General features: G+C 43.7%; 25 protein-coding genes, 1 tRNA gene and 1 riboswitch. Of the genes, 23 read left to right on the top strand and 3 right to left on the bottom strand.

Annotated features, from left to right (window positions below; genetic code table 11):
- The 10 genes from fliE (at position 1) to DPF90_RS19150 (ending at position 8,552) form a co-directional block, all read left to right on the top strand.
- Positions 1-357 (top strand): flagellar hook-basal body complex protein FliE, encoded by a 357-nt coding sequence (gene fliE / locus DPF90_RS19105; RefSeq protein WP_114787898.1) that lies wholly within the window; start codon positions 1-3, stop codon positions 355-357.
- A gap of 3 nt (positions 358-360) precedes the next feature.
- Entirely contained in the window at positions 361-2,109 is a 1,749-nt protein-coding gene (gene fliF / locus DPF90_RS19110) for a flagellar basal-body MS-ring/collar protein FliF (RefSeq protein WP_114787899.1), read from the top strand.
- Positions 2,072-3,091 carry a flagellar motor switch protein FliG gene (locus DPF90_RS19115; protein ID WP_114787900.1) on the top strand — a complete coding sequence of 340 codons (1,020 nt, stop codon included), beginning with the start codon at positions 2,072-2,074 and terminating at the stop codon, positions 3,089-3,091. Before fliF ends, DPF90_RS19115 begins: the two co-directional genes overlap by 38 nt.
- A 3-nt stretch (positions 3,092-3,094) precedes the next feature.
- Positions 3,095-3,844 carry a flagellar assembly protein FliH gene (gene fliH / locus DPF90_RS19120; RefSeq protein ID WP_114787901.1) on the top strand — a complete coding sequence of 250 codons (750 nt, stop codon included), beginning with the start codon at positions 3,095-3,097 and terminating at the stop codon, positions 3,842-3,844.
- A complete protein-coding gene (locus tag DPF90_RS19125; protein WP_114787902.1) occupies positions 3,837-5,183 on the top strand; it encodes a FliI/YscN family ATPase in 1,347 nt (448 codons plus the stop codon). The genes fliH and DPF90_RS19125 overlap by 8 nt, the downstream gene beginning before the upstream one ends.
- A 9-nt stretch (positions 5,184-5,192) precedes the next feature.
- Positions 5,193-5,639, top strand: a complete 447-nt coding sequence (locus tag DPF90_RS19130) for a flagellar export protein FliJ (protein WP_114787903.1) — start codon at positions 5,193-5,195, stop codon at positions 5,637-5,639.
- 170 nt (positions 5,640-5,809) lie between these two features.
- Entirely contained in the window at positions 5,810-6,778 is a 969-nt protein-coding gene (locus DPF90_RS19135; protein WP_114787904.1) for a M23 family metallopeptidase, read from the top strand.
- On the top strand, positions 6,664-7,104 hold the full coding sequence (locus DPF90_RS19140) for a bactofilin family protein (protein WP_114787905.1): 441 nt from the start codon (positions 6,664-6,666) through the stop codon (positions 7,102-7,104). The genes DPF90_RS19135 and DPF90_RS19140 overlap by 115 nt, the downstream gene beginning before the upstream one ends.
- A 262-nt stretch (positions 7,105-7,366) precedes the next feature.
- Entirely contained in the window at positions 7,367-8,092 is a 726-nt protein-coding gene (locus tag DPF90_RS19145; protein ID WP_114787906.1) for a winged helix-turn-helix domain-containing protein, read from the top strand.
- A complete protein-coding gene (locus DPF90_RS19150) occupies positions 8,079-8,552 on the top strand; it encodes a hypothetical protein (RefSeq protein ID WP_114787907.1) in 474 nt (157 codons plus the stop codon). The genes DPF90_RS19145 and DPF90_RS19150 overlap by 14 nt, the downstream gene beginning before the upstream one ends.
- Positions 8,553-8,601: 49 nt before the next feature.
- Here DPF90_RS19150 and DPF90_RS19155 read toward each other — a convergent pair whose 3' ends face one another.
- A complete protein-coding gene (locus tag DPF90_RS19155; RefSeq protein WP_114787908.1) occupies positions 8,602-9,180 on the bottom strand; it encodes an outer membrane beta-barrel protein in 579 nt (192 codons plus the stop codon).
- A 579-nt stretch (positions 9,181-9,759) separates the two neighbouring features.
- Positions 9,760-9,835 (bottom strand) — tRNA-Asn (locus DPF90_RS19160).
- Between the two features lie 548 nt (positions 9,836-10,383).
- Between DPF90_RS19160 and uvrB the strand changes: the two genes are divergently transcribed.
- The 3 genes from uvrB (at position 10,384) to luxU (ending at position 14,484) form a co-directional block, all read left to right on the top strand.
- Entirely contained in the window at positions 10,384-12,414 is a 2,031-nt protein-coding gene (gene uvrB / locus DPF90_RS19165) for an excinuclease ABC subunit UvrB (protein ID WP_114787909.1), read from the top strand.
- A 329-nt stretch (positions 12,415-12,743) separates the two neighbouring features.
- Positions 12,744-14,141 carry a quorum-sensing sigma-54 dependent transcriptional regulator LuxO gene (luxO, locus tag DPF90_RS19170; RefSeq protein WP_114787910.1) on the top strand — a complete coding sequence of 466 codons (1,398 nt, stop codon included), beginning with the start codon at positions 12,744-12,746 and terminating at the stop codon, positions 14,139-14,141.
- Between the two features lie 4 nt (positions 14,142-14,145).
- The gene (gene luxU, locus DPF90_RS19175; RefSeq protein WP_114787911.1) at positions 14,146-14,484 is read left to right on the top strand and encodes a quorum-sensing phosphorelay protein LuxU; all 339 of its coding nucleotides are present in this window, start codon (positions 14,146-14,148) and stop codon (positions 14,482-14,484) included.
- Here luxU and yvcK read toward each other — a convergent pair.
- Entirely contained in the window at positions 14,470-15,357 is an 888-nt protein-coding gene (gene yvcK, locus DPF90_RS19180; protein ID WP_114787912.1) for a uridine diphosphate-N-acetylglucosamine-binding protein YvcK, read from the bottom strand. The genes luxU and yvcK overlap by 15 nt on opposite strands.
- Positions 15,358-15,531: 174 nt before the next feature.
- Positions 15,532-15,668: riboswitch (molybdenum cofactor riboswitch) on the top strand.
- On the opposite strand from yvcK, the gene moaA reads away from it, so the two are divergent.
- The 10 genes from moaA to DPF90_RS19230 all read left to right on the top strand — a co-directional run bounded on the left by moaA (position 15,657) and on the right by DPF90_RS19230 (position 26,388).
- On the top strand, positions 15,657-16,643 hold the full coding sequence (moaA, locus tag DPF90_RS19185) for a GTP 3',8-cyclase MoaA (RefSeq protein WP_114787913.1): 987 nt from the start codon (positions 15,657-15,659) through the stop codon (positions 16,641-16,643). (Overlaps the previous riboswitch by 12 nt.)
- Before the next feature lie 86 nt (positions 16,644-16,729).
- Positions 16,730-17,242: a molybdenum cofactor biosynthesis protein B gene (gene moaB / locus DPF90_RS19190; RefSeq protein WP_114787914.1), complete on the top strand. Its 513-nt coding sequence runs from the start codon at positions 16,730-16,732 to the stop codon at positions 17,240-17,242.
- Between the two features lie 8 nt (positions 17,243-17,250).
- Positions 17,251-17,730 carry a cyclic pyranopterin monophosphate synthase MoaC gene (gene moaC / locus DPF90_RS19195; RefSeq protein ID WP_114787915.1) on the top strand — a complete coding sequence of 160 codons (480 nt, stop codon included), beginning with the start codon at positions 17,251-17,253 and terminating at the stop codon, positions 17,728-17,730.
- On the top strand, positions 17,727-17,972 hold the full coding sequence (moaD, locus tag DPF90_RS19200) for a molybdopterin synthase sulfur carrier subunit (RefSeq protein ID WP_114787916.1): 246 nt from the start codon (positions 17,727-17,729) through the stop codon (positions 17,970-17,972). The genes moaC and moaD overlap by 4 nt, the downstream gene beginning before the upstream one ends.
- A 5-nt stretch (positions 17,973-17,977) precedes the next feature.
- Entirely contained in the window at positions 17,978-18,436 is a 459-nt protein-coding gene (gene moaE / locus DPF90_RS19205) for a molybdopterin synthase catalytic subunit MoaE (RefSeq protein WP_114787917.1), read from the top strand.
- A 38-nt stretch (positions 18,437-18,474) separates the two neighbouring features.
- Positions 18,475-18,678: a nitrate/nitrite transporter NrtS gene (nrtS, locus tag DPF90_RS19210; RefSeq protein ID WP_114787918.1), complete on the top strand. Its 204-nt coding sequence runs from the start codon at positions 18,475-18,477 to the stop codon at positions 18,676-18,678.
- A gap of 531 nt (positions 18,679-19,209) precedes the next feature.
- Positions 19,210-21,915 carry a hypothetical protein gene (locus DPF90_RS19215; RefSeq protein ID WP_162814066.1) on the top strand — a complete coding sequence of 902 codons (2,706 nt, stop codon included), beginning with the start codon at positions 19,210-19,212 and terminating at the stop codon, positions 21,913-21,915.
- Positions 21,916-22,065: 150 nt separating this feature from the next.
- A complete protein-coding gene (locus tag DPF90_RS19220) occupies positions 22,066-22,482 on the top strand; it encodes a CBS domain-containing protein (RefSeq protein WP_114787920.1) in 417 nt (138 codons plus the stop codon).
- A gap of 78 nt (positions 22,483-22,560) precedes the next feature.
- Complete coding sequence (locus DPF90_RS19225; RefSeq protein WP_114787921.1) at positions 22,561-24,027, top strand: MATE family efflux transporter; 1,467 nt, start codon at positions 22,561-22,563, stop codon at positions 24,025-24,027.
- Positions 24,028-24,084: 57 nt separating this feature from the next.
- Entirely contained in the window at positions 24,085-26,388 is a 2,304-nt protein-coding gene (locus DPF90_RS19230) for a zinc/cadmium/mercury/lead-transporting ATPase (protein WP_114787922.1), read from the top strand.
- Positions 26,389-26,451: the final 63 nt, after the last annotated feature.

The following is a 26,451-nucleotide window of genomic DNA, read 5'->3' on the forward strand; positions in this document are numbered from 1 at the left end:
ATGGCAAGTCACCCTATCCATAATGCGATAAGCGCAGAGCAGTTAATGTTGTCTAAAATGGAAGCGATGCAATCCATTATTCAGCCCGAACCTGCTATCTCAGCGAACCCTCTCGATACGCATAATATTACATCGTCTCTGTCATTTTCCGATGCCATGGTAAATGTTCTTGATTCAGTGAATCAATATCAATCTGTCGCCAGTCAGAAAATGACCGCGGTTGAAACAGGCCAGAGTGACGATCTCGTTGGTGCCATGATAGCCAGTCGAAAAGCGAGTTTGTCCTTCGATTCCTTGATGCAAGTTCGTAACAAGGTTGTGACCTCATTTGAAGACATCATGAAGATGCCGGTGTAGCCCATGTCAGAATTAACCACACAAGTCGCCAATGGCGCAGCACTTAATGTGCCGAGTTCTGATCCCTCCTCGCAAAGAGGGATTCAAGATTTCACGGATAAACTCAAGCAGCTTTGGTCTAACAGCCAACGAAATTTAGTCTTGTCCGCGGTGTTAGCAGCAATTGTTGCCGCGATCATTGTGGTGGCGCTTTGGAGTTCAACACAAAGTTACCGCCCTTTATACAGTCAGCAAGAGAGGTTTGATACAGGAGAGATCGTTTCTGTTCTTGAATCTGAAGGGATCAATTACCGATTGCAAGAACAAAATGGTCAAGTATTAGTGCCGGAAGGTGAGGTTGCTAGGATAAGGATGTTATTAGCCGCTAAGGGTGTTAAAGCTAAGCTGCCAACAGGCCTAGACTCACTTAAAGAAGACAGTTCACTCGGAACTAGCCAGTTTATGGAAACCGCGCGCTATCGGCATGGCCTTGAGGGGGAGTTGATTCGTACTATTATCTCGCTCAATGCGGTATCCAATGCTAGGGTTCATCTGGCCATACCTCGCCAAACCTTATTTGTCAGACAAAATAGCGAAGCGCCTTCTGCTTCAGTGATGCTGGAACTTAAACCCGGTGAGGACTTAAAACCAGAACAAGTTGAAGCCATTATTAACTTGGTTGTGGGCAGTGTCACTGCAATGAAACCAGAGCAAGTATCCGTAATTGACCAGTACGGTCGTCTACTCAGTGCGGATGTGGGCTCTGCCGAAGCGGGGAAAGTGAATGCCAAGTATTTAGAGTATCAACGTAATGTTGAGAAGCAGATTATCCAACGTGCATCGGATATGCTGACTCCTATTGTTGGGCCGAGTAATTTCCGTGTTCAAGTTGCGGCTGATATGGACTTTAGTCAGGTCGAAGAAACACAGGAAATTCTCGATGATAGTCCAATCGTGCGCAATGAGCACACTATCACAAACAACTCGATTGACCAGATCGCTTTAGGTGTTCCGGGAACTCTGAGTAACCAACCCCCTGTTACCGGTGAAGCTCCAACCCATGATAGCCAAAACACGAACGCGCGATCAGAAATAAACCGCCAGTACGCAGTGGGTAGCAGCGTGCGCCGTACCCAGTATCAACAAGGTAAGATAAATAAGTTGAGTGTTTCAGTGTTACTCAATCAAGCCGTTGCTCCCAATGGGCAAGCCTGGACTGACGAAGAGAAAGCACAAATATCGACTATGGTGACTGATGCAATAGGTATCTCCGCGGATAGAGGTGACACGCTAAGTTTAATGAGCTTTGGTTTTACTCCTTTAGCCATTGAAGCTCCGCCAAGCATTCCTTGGTGGCAAGATCCTACAGTACAGCAACCGATGCGATATGTGATTGGCGGTATGCTGGGTATGGCAATGATTTTCTTTGTTCTACGTCCTTTGATTCTTCATTTAACTGGTTCAGATCTTAACTCACGAGAGCTTGAGTTTGCGGATCCACAGCAAGACACCGTATTTGACGATATACAAACCCGAGAAGAAAGGGAAAGAGAAGAAGTGCTCAATCGAAAACTGTCTGAAAAAGGTATTTCCGTGTCATCTGGACTGGATATGGGACATGACATGCTACCTCCGGCGGGCTCGCCATTAGAAATTCAGCTCAAGCATCTACAACTGATCGCGAATGAAGAACCTGAACGAGTCGCTGAAGTATTAAAACAATGGGTGAATGTAAATGAACACAGCAGAATTAAAGCAAAAGCCAATGCTTAGCTACGTAGAACAAACCGCTCTTGTGTTGTTGGGCATGGGAGAAGATGCTGCCGCCAAGGTGTTGCGCCACTTCACTCGAGATGAAACTCAGCGAGTCACCAAAGCGATGGCCAAGTTAAGTGGCATCAAAAGCGATAGCGCTAATGGTGCTATCCAAAGCTTCTTCGATGACTTTCGTCAACACAGTGGCATTAGGGGAGCGTCGAAAGAGTATTTATCTAAAACCTTGCGCAAAGCCTTGGGCAACGACTTAGCGAAAGGGCTACTCAATACGCTCTACGGTGATGAAATCAGTAACAATATGCAAAGATTGCAATGGGTTGAGTCTGATGTGTTAGCAAGGTTTATCGCCAAAGAACACCCTCAAATGCAAGCCATCTTTCTTGCTTACTTGCCAGCAGAAAGCTCATCAGCTGTTTTGAAGCGCATGCCGCAAGATGAACATGATGAGTTGTTGTTCCGCATTGCCCAAATGCAAGACATTGATCACCAAGTGGCAAGTGATCTCAATGACTTGATTGAACGTTGTATTGAGCAAGTATCGGTCAGTCAAAGCGCTCCACTATCTGGGGTCAAACAAGTGGCCGATATTATAAATAGATTTGAGGGTGACAGAGGCTCACTGATGGAAATGCTCAAACTGCATGATGAAGACGTGGTCAGTGAGATTGAGCAGAACATGTTTGACTTTATGGTATTGGGCCGCCAACCGGAAGAAACAATGGATCGCCTCGTGCAGCAGGTGCCTATGGAGCTTTGGTCACTAGCGCTTAAAGGTGCCGAAATCCAGCTTCAGTTAGCCATTAAGAGTGCCATGCCACAGCGTATGGTCAAAGCGCTGGAAGACGATATGGAAGTCCGAGGAGCCGTACCATTGAGCCGCGTAGAGCGTGCAAGGTATGACATCATGCAAATGGTGCGTGAATTGGATGAAGCCGATGAGGTAGAGCTGGTTCTGTATGATGAACCTAGAGTGGAGTAAGCCATGTCACTAACCAAATCTGAATTTTTTGATGTACCGACGACCGACTACCGCATTCACCGTTTCCCACCGTTGGCTAAACCAGTAGAGGTCGATGATAGCTTTGCTCTTGACGACCAATGGCAAGATCCTCAAGCCGAGTTGCAGCAAAAGCTGCAAGAGGGTTTTCAAACAGGTCTAGAGCAAGGGCACGAAGAAGGACTTCGTCAGGGATTAACCCAAGGGCAGCAGCAGGGTTTACTTGAAGGTCAAAAAGAAGGGTTTCAGCAAGGTTTTATCTCCGGTGAACAGTCGGGAAAGCAAGCATTTGTTGAGGCTACTAAGCCTGTGAATGCCATATACCAGTCACTTTCGCACTGGCAAGCGGAGCGAGAACAGCAGCAAAGGCATGTGATTTGTGATTTGGTGCAAAAAGTTGCTCAGCAGGTGATTCGCGCCGAGCTAACGCTCATGCCACAGCAGATTTTAGCCTTAGTGGATGAAACTCTGGAGGCAATGCCAGGCAAGACAGAAAAGGTCACGGTTCATCTTAATCCACAAGATTTAGAGCGACTTGAAGATATTAATTCAGAACTTGCTAAAGAGTGGAAATTGGTGGCAAATCCCGATTTGCAACCAGGGGGATGTCATTTAGTGACTGAAGAGGCAGAAGCAGATGCAAGTTGTGACTCAAGGCTGCAAGCTTGTATGGATAATGTAAAGCAGCATTTGCTTGATGAAGTGACTCAAGTAAGCGATGAGGCTGATGACTAACACACAAGCATTTGAATTACTCTTTGAACGCACGAATGAAGCGATTGCGTCACTTGACTCTATTCCTGTTGCGAGAGTGACGGGCAGACTGGTAAAGGCAACGGGCAACATGCTGCAAGCAGTAGGTTGTCGCTTCAAACTTGAGCAGCGTTGCCTAGTGGAAACATCCGATGGCGATATGATAGAAGCTCAGGTAGTTGGTTTTGACCACACAATTGCTTTTTTAATGCCGATACGCCGTCTTGGTGGCTTATTCGCTGGGGCCAAAGTCATCCCTTTGGATGGCGACAGTACTGTCGAGTTAGGAGATCACTGGCTCGGTCGTGTGGTTAATGGCCTTGGCGAGGCACTAGATGATGGCCCGGAGCTTCGTGGTGGCGATCGGGTTTCGTTAGAGCCTAAGGTGATTAATCCGCTCAAACGCCGGCCTGTTGATTCTCCTTTAGATATAGGCGTTCGAGCGATCAATGGATTACTCACGGTAGGTAAAGGTCAAAGGGTTGGTCTAATGGCGGGCAGTGGTGTTGGCAAAAGTATGCTGCTCGGGATGATGGCCAAAAATACCGAAGCCGATGTTGTCGTGGTTGGTTTAATTGGTGAGCGCGGGCGTGAAGTGCGAGAGTTTATTGAGACAAACCTGAGTATAGATGCTCGCCGTAAAGCCATTGTTGTTGCGGCTCCAGCAGATGACTCACCGCTAATGCGACTAAGAGCGACGTTATTATGCCACCGAGTTGCCGAATATTATCGGGACAAGGGTAAGGATGTGCTGTTAATGATGGATTCTCTCACCCGCTATGCGATGGCGCAGCGAGAGATTGCTTTGTCATTGGGTGAGCCTCCGGCGACTCGAGGCTATCCACCCTCTGTTTTTAACGCTTTACCTCAGTTGCTTGAACGCTCTGGGAATGGAGAAAACCCAACGGGCAGTTTGACGGCTATTTATACCATTCTAGCTGCGGGGGATGATCAACAAGATCCTGTGGTAGATTCAGCGCGAGCGATCTTAGATGGCCATGTCGTCTTATCACGAAAACTAGCAGAGCAAGGGCATTACCCTGCAATTGATATCGGGGCTTCCATCAGCCGATGCATGGCGTCATGTGTTGCCAAGGAGCATTCAGCGTTAGCGAGTGAGTTTAGACAAGCCTATTCAGGCTATCTTGAAGTAAAAGATTTGATTCCACTGGGCGGCTATCAGCCAGGTCAGGACCTTAAGTTAGATAGCTATGTGGCTTTGCAGCCAAGACTCACTGCCTACCTAAAGCAAAACTATGATTCTTCGGCTGGTTTTACCGATAGCTTGGTAGAGTTGGGGCAGATTTTTCAATCATCTTAGGGCAATGGAATGCAATCTAAACAAAGGGCAATAAATAAATTTTGCGTATTAACGCAGAAGCAGCGCGATCTTATGTCAGTGCAACTTGAGACACTTCGCCAGCAAACCGACCAAGCATTTTTGCAGATAGAGCAGTTGCAAGACTTGAAGACGCAAACTCGTTCCCAAGGGGTAACTCATGCCGTTTTTCATCGGGAAATGTTACTCAATCAATGTCGAGTGGAAGGGATGTTAAGCAAGATGATCGACCATCAGCAACACGAACTTCAACTCATGCATGCTCAATACCACTCATTAAAAGGTTTACTGGAGGCAAAACACTGCAAAGTTAAAGGTCTTGAGGCCAAGTTAGAAGACTGGCAACGTGAGCAAAGAGTCGTTGAGCAGAAAAAAGAAGAGTTGATCCTTGAAGAAATGGTAAACAATCTTGCTGCCCGAAAAGTTCTTGAGTTTTAGACTATGGAAAGGCGGCACTTCCTTATTCGAGATTAAATAGTGTTTGAGCCTCTGGAATACACATTCAGATTTCTAAACAATCCACTTTTTCTATTGCGCAGTATTGATAGAGTGGCAAATCAATCGAAGATGATAAAACCCAGTGGCGGTATGTTGCGATAGAGGATGTTATGCAGCCTACTCATTTTATAGTCATGGTTCCAAGTCCCCAAGGAACGCGCTTTTTCTATTTTCCTCGACGGGCAATGGTTGCTGTTAAATGTGGCCTTGTACTTTTGGGTATGCTTATTGCGGGCTTGGTGACTGCAATTTCGCTACTTGTAGACGATGTATCTGAATCAAACCAAGAGAAAACACGCTTGATTCATAAGACGCAATCTTTGGAAAATGCACTCAGTCGCTCTTACGCATCTCAAGATGAGCTTGAGATTAATTTGCAATTAAAGCAGCAAGACCTTAGCTATGTGGCCGGCAAACTGAGCGAGATTGAATCTGCGCTAGCCTTATCTGATAACTCTTTCAACCTTAGAGACAGAGTAGACAGTGTCGCGCTGACCATTGCAGTCCGTCACCAAATGATGCAATTGATACCCAATGGGCCGCCAGTTAAAACAGGCTATCTTTCATCGCAGTATGGATATCGCCTTCACCCTGTATCCAAGAAAAAAGCAATGCATCATGGCATTGATTATGCGGTCAATGTTAGTACGCCAATTTATGCGCCTGCGGATGGCGTAATTGAAGTGGTCAGAAAGAGTAACAAAGGCTCGGGAAATTTTCTCCGTGTCGCTCATTCTTTTGGTTTTACCTCTTCGTATTCGCATTTAAGTACCTTTAAGGTCAAGCGTGGCGACTATGTAAAAAAGGGCCAACTAATCGGTTTAACGGGGAACTCAGGGTTATCGACGGGCTATCACCTTCACTATGAAATTCGTTTGGTTGGGCGCTCTTTAGATCCTTTGCCTTTTACCAAGTGGGAAATGAATAACTTTGATGCAATGTTTGAATCAAATGAGGATGTACAATGGGATTACTTAGTAAACAGAATAGAGAATCAAATGGCCACGGCTCTCAGACTGTCATCGCAGAGGGCACCTTTATCGAAGGACAACTCAAGCTTACTTGTCACATCCAGATAGATGGTCAAGTCAAGGGTAATATAGAGACAGATAAGTGCGTTACCATAAGTACATCTGGCTTGGTGGAAGGTGCCATTCGTTGTGATTGTTTAATTGTTAACGGCCGCTTTGTGGGTAAAGTGTATTCTAAAAGTTTACAAATACTTGAGCATGGCTACATAGAAGGAGAAGTGTCTGCCACTGAGTTTACGATTGAAAAAGGCGGTGTGTTCTTGGGCAGCTCAAAAAACATCAAAACGGAAGAAGTTGTGCCCTTAGATAGCGTGAAAAAACGTGACAAACCCTTACCAGCAAAACCGTCAAAAGCAGCTGAAAAATACGCCTAATGGCAATAACAACAGAAATGGAAAAAACCGTGTGCAGATAACACGGTTTTTTACTTTTTGATAAGTTTACTTATATTAACCTGCGCTAAGCTTTAAGCAATGTTATTTTACTGTCATATATAAGGTCTTGAGTTTAGATAATTTACCTGTCTCTTTATGATAGGCGACCCATAATCAGCAGTTCAGATTAACCAAGATGGATGTAGAAGTGCTTTGTGGGAGGATAACTTGAGACCATGTTTGCATAGAAACAAGGACAGACGTGACTAGCCAGTATACATGTGATGATTTGATATTTGACGTAGAAAAAATGACGGTGAGTACCACGCACCATAGTCGTTCTCTTAACTACAACGAATGTTTATTACTGAAAACATTGTTAGACAATGCCAATCAGGTATTGGGAAAAGAAGCGCTTAAGTCGGCGGGTTGGCCTGACACCATAGTGACAGACTCTTCCTTGCAAAAATCGATTCAGAAGATCCGCTTGGTGATTGCTATTTCCAACTCTGTTGAATTAAAAACTGTGGTGGGTGTTGGCTATATGCTATCGTGCAATTGTGCTGAACGGGTGGTAGAAGCAGAAAATAAGTCACATCCTGAGCCTAAAAGTAACAAATGGCAACCCACTACATGGGCCAATTTAATGCTGGGCTTAGCCAGTGCTGTCTTGCTTAGCGCGTCCGCACTTGAATTTACTAAGGTGACAAACACTCGTCTAGTTTCCTATCTCAATCCTAATTACGAAATAGTTAATCTTGATGGCAAGAAAGTGCTTCGCAAGCATGGAACTGAGATCCCTGAACCAGTATTAGAAGCGATAAAGTCATCCAAATGTGACTGTCTTTTCTTCTTTGGTCGCAACAAAGATACTGGCCGTTACCATATCTCGGTACATAACAAGGCATCTCATCGAAGCGAAACCTACTTAGTCGAACAGGCAATGTTTCCCCAATTAGCCCAGGAGTTAATCAATGAAAAGCCTTAAAGTCTGGATAGGGATTTTTATTGCCTCACTGCTTGTGTACGCCAGCTCTTTGTATTTTAGTAGTCAGCAACTGTTGATTGAAGGGCGTTATGTAGCGCGTATTCATGGATATTCTACCACCAATGGTCAGTGGAGAGAGAGACTAGAGGTCAACCTTGATCGTGAGCGTATTGAATCGACCATTTCCGTGGAAGGGGATGGGCTTGAAGGTGTGGCATTATTTGCGGTCAATGGTGAGGTAACACAAGCTAAGGACGGCGCTTTTGAGCTCTCGTATTCAACTGAGCCTATTCAAACATCAAAAGTGGTCGATGGTTACCATGCGGTCAGTTATACCTCTCTTTTCTTATCGGGTAAATCTAGTAATGTGCTGGTTTATCAGGATGAAGATATCGTCATGCTCGAGGGGCCAAGAAGTTCGGTGATGCTAACTCGCAGCCGTGATTCTGTGTTGAGGTAAAAAACTCCCGGCTAAAGCCGGGAGCGATAAGGACAGTGTTTAGGTTCAATTAGAAGTGGTATTGAACGTTAGCCATAATCGTCACGTCGTCTTCGATTTGGCTATTAACGCTTCCATACTCAACTTCTTCGTGTGCAGTATAAGAGACTTCTGTTCCTAGGCTCCACTTCTGTGTTAATTGGTAATCTAGGCCTGTTTGAACACCGTATGTAAAATTGTTTAGATCGTCTGCATCGCTTTCAAAAAACTCGTAGCCCATATGTCCACCAACTGTCCAGCTAAGTTTGTTAGCGATTGGCAGCATGTAATCGTAGCTTACAGTTGTGGTCATGCGATCTACACCCTCATCGGCGTCATCAAATTTGAAGTCGTCATATACTAAGCCTAGTTTTACACGGTGATGATTATTAATAATCATGCCTCCGCTAAAGCCAACAATTGGCTCAGACTTGAGGTCGCCAGACTCATCAAAAGAGCTGTTGTCTTCAGTTACATGAAGCTTCCCACTTACTCGTGTACCCGCATCAAAACCGACAAAGTAGTCATAGGTATTTTCTGCACTTGCACCAAATGTCGTTGCTGCTGCTATTGCACCTAAAGCGAAAAGTTTTACTGTTTTGTTTTGCATAATGGTTTTCCTAAGTATCTAAAGCTAACAAGTAGCTAACTCTGTTGTAATGTCGGTATCGATGGTGTTATCGATATCGATCTTGTTATCAATGTTTGTTTCACGCAGCGGTGAAAGTGGTGACTAAGTTAGAGCCTTGAGTCTAAAAACAGAAAGGAATTACACGGAATCACGCAGAAAAAACCTCAAGCATGATTTTTTACATTTTTGTTTGTTTTGTCATTTTATGTTGTTGGTTAAAAAGTGTTTTTTACTTAGTTTCAATGCGGTGCTCTCAAATGTAACGAGCGTTTTTAGAAAAATTCGGCGCACATTCTGGGATAGGATTGCACTTGAGCGGTTTAGAAAAACGACGTAGTGGATTGAGAGGAACTTAAGATGGGTTACAGAGGTAGAAAGTACCTAGGCGGAATGTTTTATTCTACTATTATGCGTTTTATATCTATTGAATTTATCGCTGTGACTGAATGTCGGTTGCAATAATGGATATTCGCACGATGTGGATGAAGCTAATTACTAGCAGGACATTGTGTATAGGATAAAACGAAAAAAGACGCCAAAAGGCGTCTTTTCTGAATGTGGCTCCCCCTGCGGGACTCGAACCTGCGACATACGGATTAACAGTCCGCCGTTCTACCAACTGAACTAAGGGGGAATTGCTCTAAAGCGCCGTGAATATTAGCGATCCGTCTGATAGGTGTCAACAAGAAAATAGGATTAACTAAAGATTTTTTTTAGTAAAAAGTACTTTACTTTTTACTAGGCCTTTTGGCTCAATGGCTCAATTCAGTTATCCACCAAAATTGTGGATAACCATGTTGATTATTATGAAGAAATCAAAATCCACTTTTAGAGTAGGTATTTTTGTCTAAACATAAATACAACATAATGGTCTATGAGCCCTTACCCAGTGGGATGATTGGTAAGATTAATGATGTTTTTTTCGTAAACAAGTTAAAATTTATCCGAATGGGTGATTTTTAAACATTGAAAATAATGTGGATAACATGTGACTCTTTTTTAGGGTGTTCTGTGGGCATGCATTGCAGGACACAACTATCTATATATAAAATGAGTTTTCTCGTATTTTTGAGTGATAGGTCGCCATAAGATCAGTTAGAAAAACTTTTCTAAACTATTGTATCTGTACATATATACAGACAAAATAGACGGGACATATCTTCAGATTGGATAGAGGTATAGATGAGTAAAGTTTTTGAGTTGATCTCGGATTACCAACCCTCGGGTGATCAGCCTACGGCGATCGCGCAGTTGTATGAAGGGCTAGATTCGGGCCTCGCACACCAAACCCTTTTGGGAGTAACAGGATCAGGGAAAACTTTTACCTTGGCCAATTTGATTGCTAAGGCTCAACGCCCCGCAATTTTACTCGCGCCGAATAAAACGTTAGCTGCGCAGTTGTATGGTGAGATGAAGGCATTCTTTCCAAATAATGCTGTTGAGTACTTTGTCTCTTACTACGATTATTATCAGCCTGAAGCTTATGTACCCACAACGGACACGTTTATTGAAAAAGATGCGTCTGTCAATGCTCATATTGAGCAAATGCGTTTATCGGCGACTAAAGCGCTACTCGAGCGAAAAGATGCGATTATTGTCGCGTCTGTCTCAGCCATATATGGCCTTGGTGATCCCCAATCTTATTTGCAGATGATGTTGCATTTGCGTCGTGGCGACATCATTGATCAACGCGATATTTTACGCCGTTTGGCAGAGTTACAATACAGTCGAAACGATGTCGCATTTGAGCGTGGACAATTTAGGGTGCGTGGGGAAGTCATCGATGTGTTTCCCGCAGAATCAGACCAAGATGCAGTACGTATCGAGATGTTTGATGATGAGATTGATTGTATTAGCGTTTTTGACCCTTTAACCGGCGCAGTAAAACAACGGGATCTTCCGCGTTTTACTATCTACCCAAAAACTCACTATGTGACGCCTAGGGATAAAATTCTTGATGCGATTGAAAATATAAAAGTTGAGCTGGAAAAGAGAAAGAAATACTTACTCGACAATAATAAGTTGCTTGAAGAGCAGCGTATCTCTCAGCGGACCCTATTTGATGTTGAGATGATGATGGAGTTGGGTTTTTGTTCGGGAATCGAAAACTACTCCAGATACCTGAGCGGACGAAATGAGGGGGAACCACCGCCGACTTTATTTGATTATCTGCCACACGATGGACTTCTGGTTATCGATGAATCTCACGTGACGGTTCCGCAGATAGGCGCCATGTTCAAAGGAGATAGGTCGCGTAAAGAAACTTTGGTGGAGTTTGGCTTCCGGTTGCCTTCTGCTCTAGATAATCGCCCTCTTAAATTTGAAGAATTTGAGTCCTTGGCCCCGCAAACCATATTTGTCTCAGCAACCCCAGGCAACTATGAGTTGGAGAAATCAGATGGTGAAATTGCCGATCAAGTGGTTCGACCCACAGGGTTGTTAGATCCTGAGTTGGAAGTAAGGCCAGTGTCTACCCAAGTTGATGACTTACTCTCTGAGATCCATATCCGTGCTGCGAAAGATGAAAGGGTGTTAGTGACCACATTGACCAAACGAATGGCAGAAGATTTAACCGAGTACTTAACTGAGCACGATGTAAAGGTTCGCTATCTGCATTCGGACATAGATACCGTTGAGAGGGTAGAGATCATCAGAGATTTGCGCTTAGGTGAGTTTGATGTGTTGGTGGGTATTAACCTGCTCAGAGAGGGACTCGATATGCCAGAAGTGTCTTTAGTGGCGATTTTGGATGCAGATAAAGAAGGTTTTTTACGCTCTGAACGTTCCCTTATTCAGACCATAGGAAGAGCTGCACGTAATATTCATGGTAAAGCGATTCTCTATGCTGATAGTGTTACCAAGTCAATGCGTAAGGCAATTGATGAGACGAATCGTCGTAGGGAGAAACAACAAGCCTATAATGATGAAATGGGCATAGAACCTCAGGCACTTAGACGTAATGTTAAAGATATTATGGAACTCGGTGATATCACCAAGAGCAAAAAACAGCGTGCGGCGAAGCCTGTTCCCTTGTCTCAAGTTGCGGAATCGCCACAGTCATATGAGGCTATGACTCCACAGGAAATTGAAAAAGAGATTGCAAAGCTAGAGTCACAAATGTATCAACATGCTCAGGATTTAGAATTTGAATTCGCGGCGCAAAAACGTGATGAAATAGAAGTACTCCGCCAGCAGTTCATTGCCAATAGCTAATGTATCAAAGCGTGATGAGATGATATATTGTTTGAGATTTTATGAGCTTAGAAAGAGTTTTTGAGATTATCTTTCATAAGGCAATAAATCTCGAGGCAAAAAAAAAGCCAGTAGAAAGTGTCTATTGGCTATTCTTGTGAATACTTTGTTCACTAACAACGTCAGTTGGCTAGGTGACCCTTAGGGTCGGTATGATAAAAGCATTAAACATGCCAACTTATAACCATCTGTATTTTAAGGTTTTATATTTTTTTTACGTATTAAATTTGCATAATGCAAAGCGCAATGCAATTATTTATACAATTTGCAAAGAAGAATCTGGCTAGGTTATGCATCAAAATACTGACACACAAAAGTCTAAATATTTGTTGATGGTCGAGGATACTGCTTCAGTCGCTGCACTATATCGCTCTTACCTCGCGCCTCTTGGCATCGATATTAATATTGTGGGCACGGGTCGAGACGCGATTGAGAGTATTAGTTTTCGTACACCTGATCTCATCTTACTCGACTTGAGGCTCCCTGATATGACAGGGATGAATGTCTTACACGCGGTTAAACAGAAAAATGCCGATATTCCGGTTATTTTTATGACTGCTCACGGTTCAATCGATACTGCCGTGGAGGCTATGCGTCATGGCGCTCAGGACTTTTTGATCAAGCCTTGTGAAGCGGACAGGCTGCGTGTCACCGTCAACAATGCGATTCGTAAAGCGAGCAAACTAAGGAATGCCGCCGATAACCCCGGAAATCAAAACTATCAAGGCTTTATTGGTAGTAGTCAGACCATGCAGGCGGTGTATCGAACGATAGATTCCGCAGCCTCGAGTAAAGCCAGTATTTTTATTACTGGTGAGAGTGGAACGGGTAAAGAGGTATGTGCTGAAGCCATTCATGCGGCAAGCAAACGTGGGGATAAGCCCTTTATTGCAATTAACTGTGCTGCAATCCCGAAAGATTTAATCGAAAGTGAGTTATTTGGTCATGTCAAAGGTGCCTTCACAGGGGCTGCGACTGACAGGCAAGGCGCTGCGGAACTTGCTGATGGTGGAACACTGTTTCTCGATGAGCTGTGTGAGATGGATCTTGATTTACAAACTAAACTCCTACGCTTTATTCAAACTGGAACCTTTCAAAAAGTAGGTTCTTCAAAAATGAAGAGTGTCGATGTGCGCTTTGTTTGTGCAACAAACCGTGATCCATGGAAAGAAGTTCAAGAAGGGCGCTTTAGAGAGGATTTGTATTATCGACTGTACGTCATCCCGCTGCATCTACCTCCATTGAGGGATCGTGGTGATGATGTGATAGAAATTGCGTATTCTTTGCTCGGTTTTATGTCTAAGGAGGAAGGTAAAGACTTTGTTAGGCTGACGCCTGAAGTTGTCAATCGTTTCGCACAATACGAATGGCCGGGCAATGTTCGTCAGTTGCAAAACGTATTACGAAATGTGGTCGTGCTCAATAACGGTGAACATATTTCGATAGATATGTTGCCACCTCCACTCAATGTACCGACCGATAACCACATTAGGGTTGATTGGCAAGAAAAAGGTGAGCTCACGGTTAACGATATATTCCCTCTTTGGATGACAGAGAAAAAGGCGATAGAACAAGCTATTGACGCATGTGACGGAAATATTCCGAAAGCAGCTGGCTATCTGGACGTCAGTCCATCAACGATTTATCGTAAACTTCAGAACTGGAACGCAGCAAAGGAAACGCAATAGTCCAATGGAACTACTCAATAAACACAAACTTGATCAATTATCGAGTGAAATCGGTGCCAGCAATGTACCTATATTGCTTGATATATTTCTCAATGAAATGGCTCAATATATCGAAGCTTTAAAGGACGAGGGCCGAGATCAGGAATCCTATCTGAAAGAGATTTGCCACGCATTGAAAAGCAGTGCTGCAAGCTTTGGGGCCGAATCTTTGTGTGCACTTGCCATAGAAATTGATGCCAAGGCTAAACTTGGTGAAGTGATTGACGTAGCAGAAACGCAGGAGGCAATGATAACGCTACTGACACAAACGCAGCAGCGTTACCAAACATTACTTGCTAAGTAATGACTCTATAACGGATTGAAGCTTACCTCTATCGTGTCGCCATTCTCTGTTTGGTGACGCGAGAGAGGTTGTTAGACACTGCCAATCAGTGAGCTCTGGATGTTCCTCTTCGCCAACAACGATATCAATTTTACGCCCGCGACAAGATCTTTCACACCACTCTAGCTTCTCTTTCAAGACCATGTTTCCTGCAGGCCCACGCTCGGCAGACATATTCTCAATAAAAACAAGCTTCGCGTTTGAGTTATCTTCTATTGCTCTACCAACTTCCGGTAAAAGTAAGGGAGCCATGATACTGGTTAAAAAGCTTCCCGGCCCAAGAATAATCGCATCGGCTTGCTCGATAGCAAGTACACCTTCACTGGTCGCAGGAACTTGAGGAGAGAGTTCTAAACGAACCAGTTTATCCGGCATTTCATCAACGCTTGTTTCTCCCGTTACCCAATGACCATTTTCAGCGAGAGCTTTGAGATCACAAGGGTGTTCCGTCATGGGAATAATATTGATGTCCACCTTGAGCATATTTCGGATCAGATTAATCGCGTCTAGAGGACGAACAGAAAGATTATCTAGGGCTGTGAGCATTAAGTTACCTAGATTGTGGCCGTCGAGCTCCCCTGAACCTTTGAAGCGATATTCAAACATCATAGAGCTAATCGAAGGAGAAGTAATAAGCTGATTGATACAGTTGCGAGTATCTCCCCAAGCGATCCCTCCTTGACAGTGGCGAATTCGGCCCGTTGAGCCTCCATTATCTGTTGTGGCAACGATACCGGTCGCATTTTCACCAAAGTCCTTAAGAGCAGAGAGCATACGCCCTAAGCCGTGACCGCCTCCAATTGCAACCACCTTCTTTTGTTTATACAAAGTCATTCAATGTGTTCTTATTTTTTCATATTCATCTATAACTTAGATTAATAGATTAGCCCAAAGTACTCAATGCCATGGTTTTTCCTGCTCCGCTGTGTTTTTCTCTTTTTAAGGTAGCAAGATAGGCCAATATTGAGTATTTTACTGCTAGCTACTGTTTTTGTCGCTAACGAAAAGCAGTTGCCATAACTCCGAGCTTATCAGGCTAAGTTCTTCAAGAATATGCGTGCTAAGCCAGTGACGTGGTGTCACCAGGGCATAGCAAGAAATGGCTAGGCCTCCCGTATTTGGAAAGGTGTTCAATGGCGCAACAATTTGAAGATAAGTTTCAGCGCAAATTTTATTATTTGCGCCTCTCGGTTACTGATGTTTGTAACTTCAAATGTCAGTACTGCCTTCCTGATGGCTACAAACCTTCAGGGAAAAGCAATTCTTTTTTAACGCTCCCCGAGCTCCAGCGTGTGGTTAGTGCTTTTGCTAATTGTGGTACCTCCAAAGTGAGGATCACGGGAGGAGAGCCGACTTTACGCAAAGATTTTGCTGAAATTGTTCATACTGTGGCTCAAACACACGGAATAACTAAGGTAGCGATGACGACCAATGGTTACCGTATGAAAAAGCAGATTCACAGGTGGAAAGATGCTGGCTTAACCCATATTAATGTGAGTGTGGATAGTTTGGATCCACGTAGGTTCCACCAGATCACAGGTGAGAATAGATTCTTTGAAGTCATGTCCGGTATAGAGCGAGCGTTTGAAGTCGGTTTTGAGCAAGTGAAAGTTAATGTGGTCTTACTTAAAGATTTGAACTCACGAGCGCTGCCGCAGTTTTTGTGTTGGATCAAAGACAGGCCTATTCAATTACGCTTTATTGAGCTGATGCAAACCGGGGAAATGGATCAACTATTTCAAAGTCAGCATGTGTCAGGTGTGTCGATTCGCAATCAGCTAATAGCTGAAGGATGGCTGCTCAAACAAAGACAATCCCACGATGGCCCAGCGCAAGTCTACTTTCATCCTGATTATCTGGGGGAAGTCGGTTTGATCATGCCGTATGAACGAGATTTCTGCGTAAGTTGCAATCGTTTGAGAGTATCAGCAAAAGGGAAACTTCATTTATGCTTGTTTGGAGAACAAGGTATTGAACTGCGCGATTTATTGCGGCAAGACTCTCAACAGCAAGCCTTAATCGATCGTATTCAAGGCCAATTACAAACTAAAGCGGTGAGTCACTTTCTTCATGACGGTAATCCAGGTATGACGCCTCATCTTGCGTCGATCGGTGGCTAACAGCAGACTTTGTAAGTTTTGATTTCATTTAATTAAAGGCCAAGTTACGGCTATAAGATAAAAATTTAACTAACATAGGTGAACAAATGGGGCATGCAGAAAAAAGTTTTCAACCCGCCAATATTGCGGTTTTGACGGTATCGGATACTCGTACCGAAGATAATGATACATCGGGATCTTATCTTGTCGAAAGTGCCACTCAAGCAGGACACACTATCGTAGATAAACAGATTGTTATTGACGATAAATACACAATTCGAGCCATTGTTTCACAGTGGATTGCAGATCCTAAAGTACAAGTTGTCATGGTCACGGGGGGAACTGGCTTTACGTCACGAGACAGTACTCCAGAAGCTCTGATCCCGCTGTTTGATAAACAGGTTGAAGGTTTCGGTGAGTTATTTCGTCATGTGTCTTATCAGGAAATCGGCACATCGACGATTCAGTCACGCGCTGTAGGTGGGTTTGCTAATCATACGGTTATTTTTGCATTGCCAGGTTCAACGGGAGCTTGTCGTACTGGGTGGACCAAGATCATTGAGCCTCAATTAGATACCACACATCGCCCATGTAACTTTATGCCGCATATTGGAGGGTGAGTAGCCTTATGAGTCAATTAACTCACATTAATGCTTCAGGTGAAGCCAACATGGTGGATGTTTCAGAGAAGGTGTCAACAGTGAGAGAGGCTCGTGCAGAGGCTCTAGTGCAAATGCTACCAGAAACGATAGAGCTCATCACTTCTGGGCAGCATCACAAGGGTGATGTAATGGCTACTGCTCGCATTGCTGGAATTCAAGCAGCTAAACGAACCTGGGACTTGATCCCGCTTTGCCATCCATTGCTGTTGTCTAAGGTCGAGGTACACATTGAAGTTGTGCCATCAGAAAGTAAATTGCGTATTGAGTCCGTGTGTAAATTAGCTGGCAAAACAGGAGTTGAAATGGAGGCTTTGACAGCAGCTTCTGTTGCAGCACTGACTATCTACGACATGTGCAAAGCGGTACAAAAAGACATTGTCATTGAACAGGTTCGTTTACTGGAAAAAACGGGTGGCAAATCTGGTCATTTTAGGGCAAGCGTATGATTAAAGTTTTATTCTTTGCTCAAACTCGAGAATTAGTGGGTGTTGAAACCTTAGATGTGGAAGCTTGTTTTGATACAGTGGAAGCGTTGCGCGCTAGTCTTGCTACCCGGGAGGGGAAGTGGGACTTGGCTTTGGATGCCAGCAAACTCCTCGCGGCTGTTAACCAATCGATTGTGTCTTTGAATCATCCCCTCGCTGATGGGGATGAAGTGGCTTTTTTCCCACCAGTGACGGGAGGGTAAATCCAGTGAATAGCGTTTCTGTACAAACTGAAGACTTCGCAGTAGGTTATGAATATGAAAAGCTAGCCGACAACAGTGCAGTAGGTGCTGTTGTGACATTTGTGGGGAAGGTTAGAGACATGAACCTTGGTGACAGTGTGACAGGTTTGTCTTTGGAGCACTATCCAGGAATGACGGAAAAAGCCTTGATGGAAATTTGCGACCAAGCGACTCAAAGGTGGTCGCTATCTGGTGTTCGAGTGATTCACCGTGTGGGCGATCTTGATGTTGGTGACCAAATCGTATTTGTGGGTGTATCAAGCGCTCACCGAGGTGCAGCTTTTGAAGCCTGTGAATTTATAATGGACTATCTTAAAACCAAGGCTCCTTTCTGGAAAAAGGAACGTATAGATGGAGCGACTCGGTGGGTTGAATCGCGCAATTCTGACCAGCTTGCTGCGCAGCGTTGGAAGTCAAACCACTAGAGCCCGCCGTTCACATACTTTTGTCTCTGGGGGTTTATATGAACAAACAGACGATTAAACGGGCTGTAATGATAGCTATAGTAGTGGGTACGCTGCTTAATCTTATTAACCAATATGATGCATTTGTGGGAGATAGTGGGTTGAACTGGGTCAAAGCCCTGTTAACTTACTGTGTCCCTTTTTGTGTTTCTTTGTTTAGTAGTTGGCTGGCTGCTCGTGATGCAAAGGCAAATTGTTCTTAGTTTTGCTTCTTTGGTGTGTTTTTGGACCTGATAACAGAAATAATACTTGTCGACTAATTTGGTGTTATTCTTCCATATCTCTTACCTTCACCTTTCTGCGTTTAGAAATTGCATAACAAGGCTTTATATTATGTTAAGTGTTTTTAATGCTTTATTTACCACTAAATTCCCGTAAATATTTTTTTGACAAGTAAAATTAACTGATTCAATTCAAGAAGCTGTAAATAGCTACTCCTAATGATAGATCTTATTTATCTTATGTTGTTCTGATTAACTAAAAAAAGGGTTTTTATAGATATTATTATCAAAAATATTGATATTTTGTTTATGAAAACCTTGGAAAACTTATGAAATACGGCTCGGCTTAACACTTGAAACAGCTTGTTAACATACTAAAGTGCATTTTTATTCATTATGTGGTTGTATGAACAGCATGTCATTTCACGGCACTTGACTATTGCATTGATATAAGAAGTTTTTATTTTTGACTAGTGAGTGTTTTGTAACCTGAAGCGAGAGGGTTGTATTACCATGAGAGCAAGCGCAGTTTTTACCCCAAATAGAAGTGAGAGCATCAATTCTTCCAATGCATTGAAGTCAAAAAATGAATGTCACGAAATGGGAAGAAATATAAAAAAAGTAAGCCAACTAAGAGGCTTCTCATTCTTTAGTAAAAGTGAAAAGAACCTTCATCAAGTCGCGAGTTCTGATTTACAAGAGAGTAAGCCGAGTACGCGAATTCGTCTAGCTCGCTCAAATAGTGCGCCTGCTGCTGTAACCCCGCCACCACCCAAGGTGAAATTGAGCAGCTCAGATAAAGGTGGAACGCCAGAGCGTCGAGTCATCGCTGATGATGTCAAAATGATTCATTCAAAGATCAAAGATGAATTGGACGAAAATAACAAGCAATATCATAAAGCTATAGATGTGTTGAACACTCAGCTTGAACCTGTACTCGAGGAATATTCAGAGCCAGGTGGTCATTTATCTTATCAAGATACCAAGCAAATCCACGTGGCATTTAAGAAGTTGAGTAAGCAATTACCTAAAGGTGAGTTAAAGGAACTATGTGCGATTCTTGCTCAGCATACTAAGTGTGATTGGATGCAAATGAAGCATGAAAAACTGCAAGCTAAGCAGCTAGGCGAGTATCTTGAGTTAGGAAAGCCTGGAGCAGGGAAAGCAACAACATACAGTGTCGGTGTCAACGCAGGAGCAAGTTTATTGGCTGTTCCGGGTACTGACGCTAAGGTGGGGCCTTTTGCGGATGTTTCACTAGGTATATCAACAGAGACACGTTTTAATGCCGATGATGAAGGCCTAGTCTTTGAGGAAATCAGTCATAGTGTAAGCTCTGGACTCAAAGCCGGAGTGCAGGCGAGCTTGTCGGATAACGTTGGATTGAAGGCACAAGCAAAAGCGTCGGGTCAAGGTAGTCTGACTTATTTTAAAGAGTGGAACAACTCAAAAGACTATATTGCGCAAAATGGCCCTGACGCCAAAAAAACCAAGGCACTGAAGAAACAAAAACAACTCGCGGCTAATAGCCAGCACCGGCTTAATGAACTACTAAAATCTGCTTTGAAGATCAATGCAAGTGTTAATGCTCCTGCCCCAGAGAGGACCAAACCACTAATGGGTTTTTACACCACTAAAGCGGGTGATGTTGGGCTATCAGTTAATGCTGGCACTACATTCAATGTTGGTAGTCTGGATGTCAACTTTGGTGGTGGGTTTGGCGCCAATCGCTCGAAAAGTACTACGGATATTTATGAGTTTGTACCCAACCAGCTTGCCGATGTTGTACTCAAAAATAAAGCTAAGCTCGATGAATTACCAGATAATTTTACTCATCACGCTAGGCAAATACTAATGAGTAATAATGACAAGGATCCTAAAGCTGCAATTGGAGGGTTAAACCTGCTGAAAAGGGACATGAATGAGTACTGTGAGGTGGTGCAAAAATACGATTACTTTAAATCATCTGGCAGTGCTAACAAATCAGAGTTAAAAGCGCTAAGAAACCAAAAGCATCAAATTGAGAATCGTTGGGGAGCAATTGGTCGACATCAGTTTTTGCAGTTTGCTTCCGCATCTCATGCACTTTTTGCCAGTACCATCATGCCAAACAAGCACCTTGTTTCTGGGATCAATCCAAACAGAGAACAAGAGTTGTCAAACTTGATTGGTCAAACGGGCGTTCTGGTACAAAATCCATCAATTGACTATTCAAAGTCACGCTTAGACAAAATTGCAACTTTTGAGCAAGAAATTTATTTGCAGGTTGCAGATACTCGCTCGAGCTTCTCAATTAATGCAGGTCCAATTTCAGGCCAGTTGGATATCGTAGAGCGCCAGCGTATCCACCCCAGTAGAATTCGTGAGGGTCGATATATTGATGTGGTATTTACAGGTTCAGTAGCCAGCTCACTCCAAGGTTTGATTAATGTAGCCACACTACAACAAGCGATAGCTGAGCAGGGAATTGAGTTACCGGGAGATCTGGATATCGCTCCTGATATTGGTGGTGGGTTTTCATTTTCATACACTAGCCGGTCATTTAAGCCCGATTACAGCAAAGCAGAAGACTACAAAGGTGAGAAGGGTTGGCGCAAACAGTTTTCTCGTACCACCAAAACGTTATCAGCGAATGTTAATGTCGGCGGGTCTGGCACGGTAGCGGTAGGCGCTCATGCAGGGGCTAATGTTGGGGTCAATAAGAGTAAAACGACGGTAGTAAGCGAAAAAATTGCCAGTGATGATTTGACTTTTACCATGGTGCGTTTCAATCGTTTATATCGTGATGCTAAATTAAACACCGACAATGCAGAGTGGAAGCAGTTTTTCACAGATAACAAAGCTGAGTACAAGAAGATGTTTGCAAAACTTGGTTCAAGTGAGCATCCAATGAAAGAGGAAGTGAAATTTTTCTTCAAAGAGTTAATTGATAGGGCACCACAAACAGAGAAGAGAAACCTAGAAGAGCAACAGGGTGAATTCTTCGCTACCATGAGAGCGTTTAAGCAAGACGAAGACAATGAGGATAAGTTTAAGCAAGCACAAGCTTGTTTAGAAAGTTATCTAGAGCAACAAACGGCGCCTTGGTGGGAAGCACATACTGGCCGTTGGAAGGATTTGGAGTTTAAATCGAAGGCTGATTCTGGTTTGGATTTAAAATCGAAGCTTTTAAAAGGGTTAGGAGTACACCTAAGGGCGAATAAGTTTCAAAGCCAGTAAAGTAAGCTTACATTTTCATAAAGCCAGTAGAGCTTTTTGCGTGATAGACCTGAGCTATTGGAAAAATTGTTGATTTCAATTTAGTAAAATCAAGAAATTAGACAACAATTACACTATAGAAAATGAGATTTGCACGCTAAGGAGACGCAAATGGAGTCATTGAAAGTGAAAGATTATATGACGTTACAGGCAGTTAAGTTTACCCCTGAAATGTCATTAAGTGCGGCTTTAGAAAAGATGTTGAAATCGAGTTATCTTGGTGGCCCAGTCATTGATGAAAGAGATCAGGTTATCGGTTTTCTCTCAGGTCATGATTTACTCGATAAGTTAGTCAAAGTGAGTTACTACTGCCAAGACACACATATTGTCTCCGATTGTATGCACTCACAAGTGCTTTCTGTCGGGCCAGAGACATCGATAATTGAACTAGCGGACATGATGAAATCTGGTAAGCCTAAGGTATACCCAGTTATCGATAGTGGAAAGTTGGTTGGAATCATTACTCGTCGTGATGTATTGCGTGCAGTTGCTAAGAATCTAGACGACTGCTTTAAACATCCGGTATAGTAATAAAAGTAAATAGCAAAAAGAGGCGCTGTTGGGCGCCTCTTTTTTGTTGAGTAAAAGTGGGAGTTGAGACTTAACATGGAGAATCAGAGCGCGAAGTTTGTTGAAGGCTCGACCATGCGCCATATATTGGTGATGTCAGGGGCAGGGTCTGTTGGCCTCATGGCATTATTTGTGGTTGATTTACTTGATATGCTCTTCATTAGTATGTTGGGTCAGGTTGAGTTAGCCGCTGCGGTAGGATTCGCTGGTACACTGGTCTTTTTCTCTACATCCATCTCGATTGGCACTTCGATAGCCATGGGGGCTTTGGTTTCCAAAGCAATTGGTGCCAAGCAGCGTGACCATGCTAGAAGGCTCAGTAGTAGCATTATGCTTACCGCCTTTACTATCAGCTGTGTTGTTAGCACTTTGATGTATGTATTCATTCCCGAACTTCTCGCTGCCATTGGTGCTAAGGGGTATGTGGCGGAGCGTGCGCAAGCTTACCTACAAATATTGCTACCAAGTGGGCCGTTAATTGCCATTGCTATGTCTGCGGGCGCAGGGCTTAGAGCCGCAGGAGATGCCAAGCGGTCTATGTGGGCAACGCTAGCTGGAGGCATCACTAATGCAGTATTGGACCCAATTTTTATTTTTGGCTTTGGTTGGAATGTTGAAGGTGCTGCCGTCGCAACCGTTTTTGCTCGGTTTACCGTATTCTTCTTCTCGCTTTACCCTCTTATTCGTAATCATGATTTGGTTGCCTTACCCTCACTGTCAGCATGGAAAAGTAGCCTCAAAGCGATACTGACCATATCTATTCCTGCGATTATTACCAATATTGCGACACCCATTGGCAATGCGATCGTAACCACATCAATTGCCAAATATGGGGAAGATTTTGTTGCTGGCTATGCTGTGATAGGGCGCCTTATTCCTGTTTGCTTTGCAGTAATCTTTGCCTTATCCGGCGCGGTTGGTCCAATTATTGGGCAAAACTTTGGCGCCGAGCGGTTGGATCGAGTTAGGGATACGTTAATCAACTCTTTAATTGTCACTACAGTTTATACACTGGTGGTTTGTACTCTTCTCTATTTTTCTCAATCACTTGTGATTACCGGATTTAGTTTACAAGGCGATGCCGCCATTATTGTTTCTGCTTTTTGTACATATGTGGCGTTTAGTTTTGTGTTTAATGGCGCTCAGTTTGTGGCCAACACTTCGTTCAACAATCTTGGTAAACCGCTTTATTCGACGGCATTAAATTTAGGGAAAGCGACATTAGGCACTTTACCTTTTGTATACCTTGGGTCTACTTGGTTTGGCGCGCTTGGTGTTCTGTATGGACAAGCAATTGGGTCGGTAGTCTTTGGTATTCTCGCACTTATTGTATTGCATAAACACATCAGTGATTTGACCCAAGGTGATAGATTTGAATTGGAGGAAGAAGACCCGTCGATCACAAGTATTAACTCTCAACCTTTTTGTACTCACGATGCAGTATTGATTGATGAAGTGGCTAGCCGGAAAGAGAGTCTATTAACCGACGAAAAAAATAGTTGACCTTAGAGTAGACTCCAAGGTTTATGATTACAGTGTACATTAAGTGGAGAGAATATTATGTGCACTAAACATCATGCATGTCGCTCAGCTAAAGTGGCCTTCAATCCTAGTCATGAAGCTTCTTGCTCGAACCCTAAAATAGCTAACATACAAATGGAAGGGATCAGTGAGGTTGATTCTGGATGTTGCAGTTCAGATAACTGTTCTAGTGGAGCTCAGTCTTCCGATGAGGAAAGCGATCCCATAGGGGTGAAGAAAAAAGGTCACACTCACAGTTGGAAAATTACGGGCATGGACTGTCCGTCATGCGCAAAAAAAATTGAAACAGCGGTTAATAAAGTTGCTGGTGTCATGGACGCCAAAGTTTTATTTGCCACAGAAAAACTTGTGGTCAAGCTAGATAACAAAAGTACTGCCGATAACGTTGAACAAGCCATTCAGGATGCAGGCTTTCGTTATAACAGCGACTTGTCTTCAACAAAGCCGCAGCCTAACTTAGGTTGGAAATCCGTAGTTAAACAAAATTCTTCGATTATTGCGATTGCATTATCTATGGCTATCGCAGCACTTCTTAAACCCATATCTCCTGTATTCAGTGAGTGGATGTTTACATTAACCTGTTTAGCTGGCCTATATCCAATTGGTAAAAAAGCCCTCCAGTTGGCTAAATCAGGGACTCCATTTGCGATAGAAACGCTAATGAGTGTTGCTGCTATAGGCGCTCTCTATCTTGGTGAAACAGCGGAAGCTGCGATGGTACTTTTGCTGTTCATGATTGGTGAATGTTTAGAAGCATTTGCCGCTTCTCGAGCGCGGAGCGGTGTTCAGTCATTGATGGAGTTGGTGCCTGAAACCGCGACAAAAATAATCAATGATGAGCGTGTTGAGGTGTCTGCTAGTGAACTACAACCTGGCGACATTATTGAAGTTTCACCAGGGGCTAGGCTCCCAGCTGATGGAAAACTGATAGGACACACCGCAAGTTTTGATGAAAGTGCATTAACCGGAGAATCACTACCAGTTGAACGTATTGAAAATGATTCAGTGATGGCCGGCGCAGTAGTGGTTGATAAAGTGGTTCGCTTTGTGATCACCTCTAAGCAAGGGGAAAATGCTATTGATCGAATTTTGCATCTTATTGAGGAAGCAGAATCGCGCAAAGCACCACTAGAGCGCTTTCTCGACAAGTTTAGTCGTTGGTATACGCCCTTAATGATGTTGGTATCTTTAGTGGTTATTCTTGTACCGCCGCTATTTTTTGCCCAGCCTTGGGAAACCTGGGTCTATCGAGGACTCGCTTTGCTGCTTATCGCTTGTCCGTGTGCTCTGGTGATTTCCACACCTGCAGCCATTACATCTGGGCTTGCGGCTGGCGCTAAACGAGGCGCTTTAATCAAAGGCGGCGCAGCACTTGAGCAGCTGGGTAAAATAGAAACCGTTGCCTTTGATAAAACGGGTACTCTGACAAAGGGGAAACCTGAAGTCACAGATATTATTGCCATAGGTAATGTTGAGTTAGCAGAGCTTTTGCGCAATATTGCCGCCATTGAAGTTGGCTCTACCCACCCACTTGCTCTGTCACTGGTAAATAAAGCCAAGTCATCTGGCATCGAGATCCCTGAGGCAGATGACAAACAAGCGCTAATAGGTCTTGGTGTTCGTGGTTTGGTAGATGGAGTTGAGTATCAGGCTATCGCGCCAAGCAAGATCGGTTTTGTATTGTCGAGTGATGTCGCCGAGGAAGTGCGTCAGTTAGAACAGCAGGGCAAAACAGTGGTGGTGGCAACTCAAGGTGATAATACGGTTATTGGCCTCATTGCTTGGCAAGATACCTTGAGAGAAGACTCGGCGGATGCTGTTCAGGCGCTCAAGAATCTTGGCGTTAATGCAATTATGCTGACTGGAGACAATGCTCGCAGTGCAAAGGCCATTAGCTCATTGATAGGTATCGACTACAAAGCCGGATTGCTACCACAAGATAAAGTGACTTATGTTGAGAGGTTGTCATCAACAGGAAATGTAGCCATGGTTGGTGATGGCATCAACGATGCACCTGCGATGAAAGCATCCAGCATTGGTATTGCTATGGGTGGAGGAACAGATGTGGCACTTGAGACCGCGGACGCCGCTATCACGCATAATCGTTTGGTAGAGTTGGCTAGTATGATTGAGTTGTCTCGTGCAACGCTCAACAATATACGTCAGAACATTGCTCTTGCGCTGGGGCTTAAGGGTATCTTTCTTGTCACCAGTTTGCTTGGTATTACTGGGCTTTGGGTGGCAGTTCTCGCTGATAGTGGCGCAACTGCGATCGTGACCCTTAATGCACTCAGGCTACTCAAGTTTAGGCCACAAGCATAGGTGTTTAGTTACACAACCAAGCCTGATAGATCTTCTCAGGCTTTTTTATGTAATCTAGGCATT

The organism is Vibrio tetraodonis (assembly GCF_003350295.1).
GTDB classification, from domain to species: Bacteria; Pseudomonadota; Gammaproteobacteria; order Enterobacterales; family Vibrionaceae; genus Vibrio; species Vibrio tetraodonis.

Bases quoted from the DNA above. Each gene is read 5' to 3' on its own strand.
- fliE (WP_114787898.1), top strand. From the start codon at position 1: ATGGCAAGTCACCCTATCCATAATGCGATAAGCGCAGAGCAGTTAATG.
- fliF (WP_114787899.1), top strand. From the start codon at position 361: ATGTCAGAATTAACCACACAAGTCGCCAATGGCGCAGCACTTAATGTG.
- DPF90_RS19115 (WP_114787900.1), top strand. From the start codon at position 2,072: ATGAACACAGCAGAATTAAAGCAAAAGCCAATGCTTAGCTACGTAGAA.
- fliH (WP_114787901.1), top strand. From the start codon at position 3,095: ATGTCACTAACCAAATCTGAATTTTTTGATGTACCGACGACCGACTAC.
- DPF90_RS19125 (WP_114787902.1), top strand. From the start codon at position 3,837: ATGACTAACACACAAGCATTTGAATTACTCTTTGAACGCACGAATGAA.
- DPF90_RS19130 (WP_114787903.1), top strand. From the start codon at position 5,193: ATGCAATCTAAACAAAGGGCAATAAATAAATTTTGCGTATTAACGCAG.
- DPF90_RS19135 (WP_114787904.1), top strand. From the start codon at position 5,810: ATGCAGCCTACTCATTTTATAGTCATGGTTCCAAGTCCCCAAGGAACG.
- DPF90_RS19140 (WP_114787905.1), top strand. From the start codon at position 6,664: ATGGGATTACTTAGTAAACAGAATAGAGAATCAAATGGCCACGGCTCT.
- DPF90_RS19150 (WP_114787907.1), top strand. From the start codon at position 8,079: ATGAAAAGCCTTAAAGTCTGGATAGGGATTTTTATTGCCTCACTGCTT.
- DPF90_RS19155 (WP_114787908.1), bottom strand. From the start codon at position 9,180: ATGCAAAACAAAACAGTAAAACTTTTCGCTTTAGGTGCAATAGCAGCA.
- uvrB (WP_114787909.1), top strand. From the start codon at position 10,384: ATGAGTAAAGTTTTTGAGTTGATCTCGGATTACCAACCCTCGGGTGAT.
- luxO (WP_114787910.1), top strand. From the start codon at position 12,744: ATGCATCAAAATACTGACACACAAAAGTCTAAATATTTGTTGATGGTC.
- luxU (WP_114787911.1), top strand. From the start codon at position 14,146: ATGGAACTACTCAATAAACACAAACTTGATCAATTATCGAGTGAAATC.
- yvcK (WP_114787912.1), bottom strand. From the start codon at position 15,357: ATGACTTTGTATAAACAAAAGAAGGTGGTTGCAATTGGAGGCGGTCAC.
- moaA (WP_114787913.1), top strand. From the start codon at position 15,657: ATGGCGCAACAATTTGAAGATAAGTTTCAGCGCAAATTTTATTATTTG.
- moaB (WP_114787914.1), top strand. From the start codon at position 16,730: ATGGGGCATGCAGAAAAAAGTTTTCAACCCGCCAATATTGCGGTTTTG.
- moaC (WP_114787915.1), top strand. From the start codon at position 17,251: ATGAGTCAATTAACTCACATTAATGCTTCAGGTGAAGCCAACATGGTG.
- moaD (WP_114787916.1), top strand. From the start codon at position 17,727: ATGATTAAAGTTTTATTCTTTGCTCAAACTCGAGAATTAGTGGGTGTT.
- nrtS (WP_114787918.1), top strand. From the start codon at position 18,475: ATGAACAAACAGACGATTAAACGGGCTGTAATGATAGCTATAGTAGTG.
- DPF90_RS19215 (WP_162814066.1), top strand. From the start codon at position 19,210: ATGAGAGCAAGCGCAGTTTTTACCCCAAATAGAAGTGAGAGCATCAAT.
- DPF90_RS19220 (WP_114787920.1), top strand. From the start codon at position 22,066: ATGGAGTCATTGAAAGTGAAAGATTATATGACGTTACAGGCAGTTAAG.
- DPF90_RS19225 (WP_114787921.1), top strand. From the start codon at position 22,561: ATGGAGAATCAGAGCGCGAAGTTTGTTGAAGGCTCGACCATGCGCCAT.
- DPF90_RS19230 (WP_114787922.1), top strand. From the start codon at position 24,085: ATGTGCACTAAACATCATGCATGTCGCTCAGCTAAAGTGGCCTTCAAT.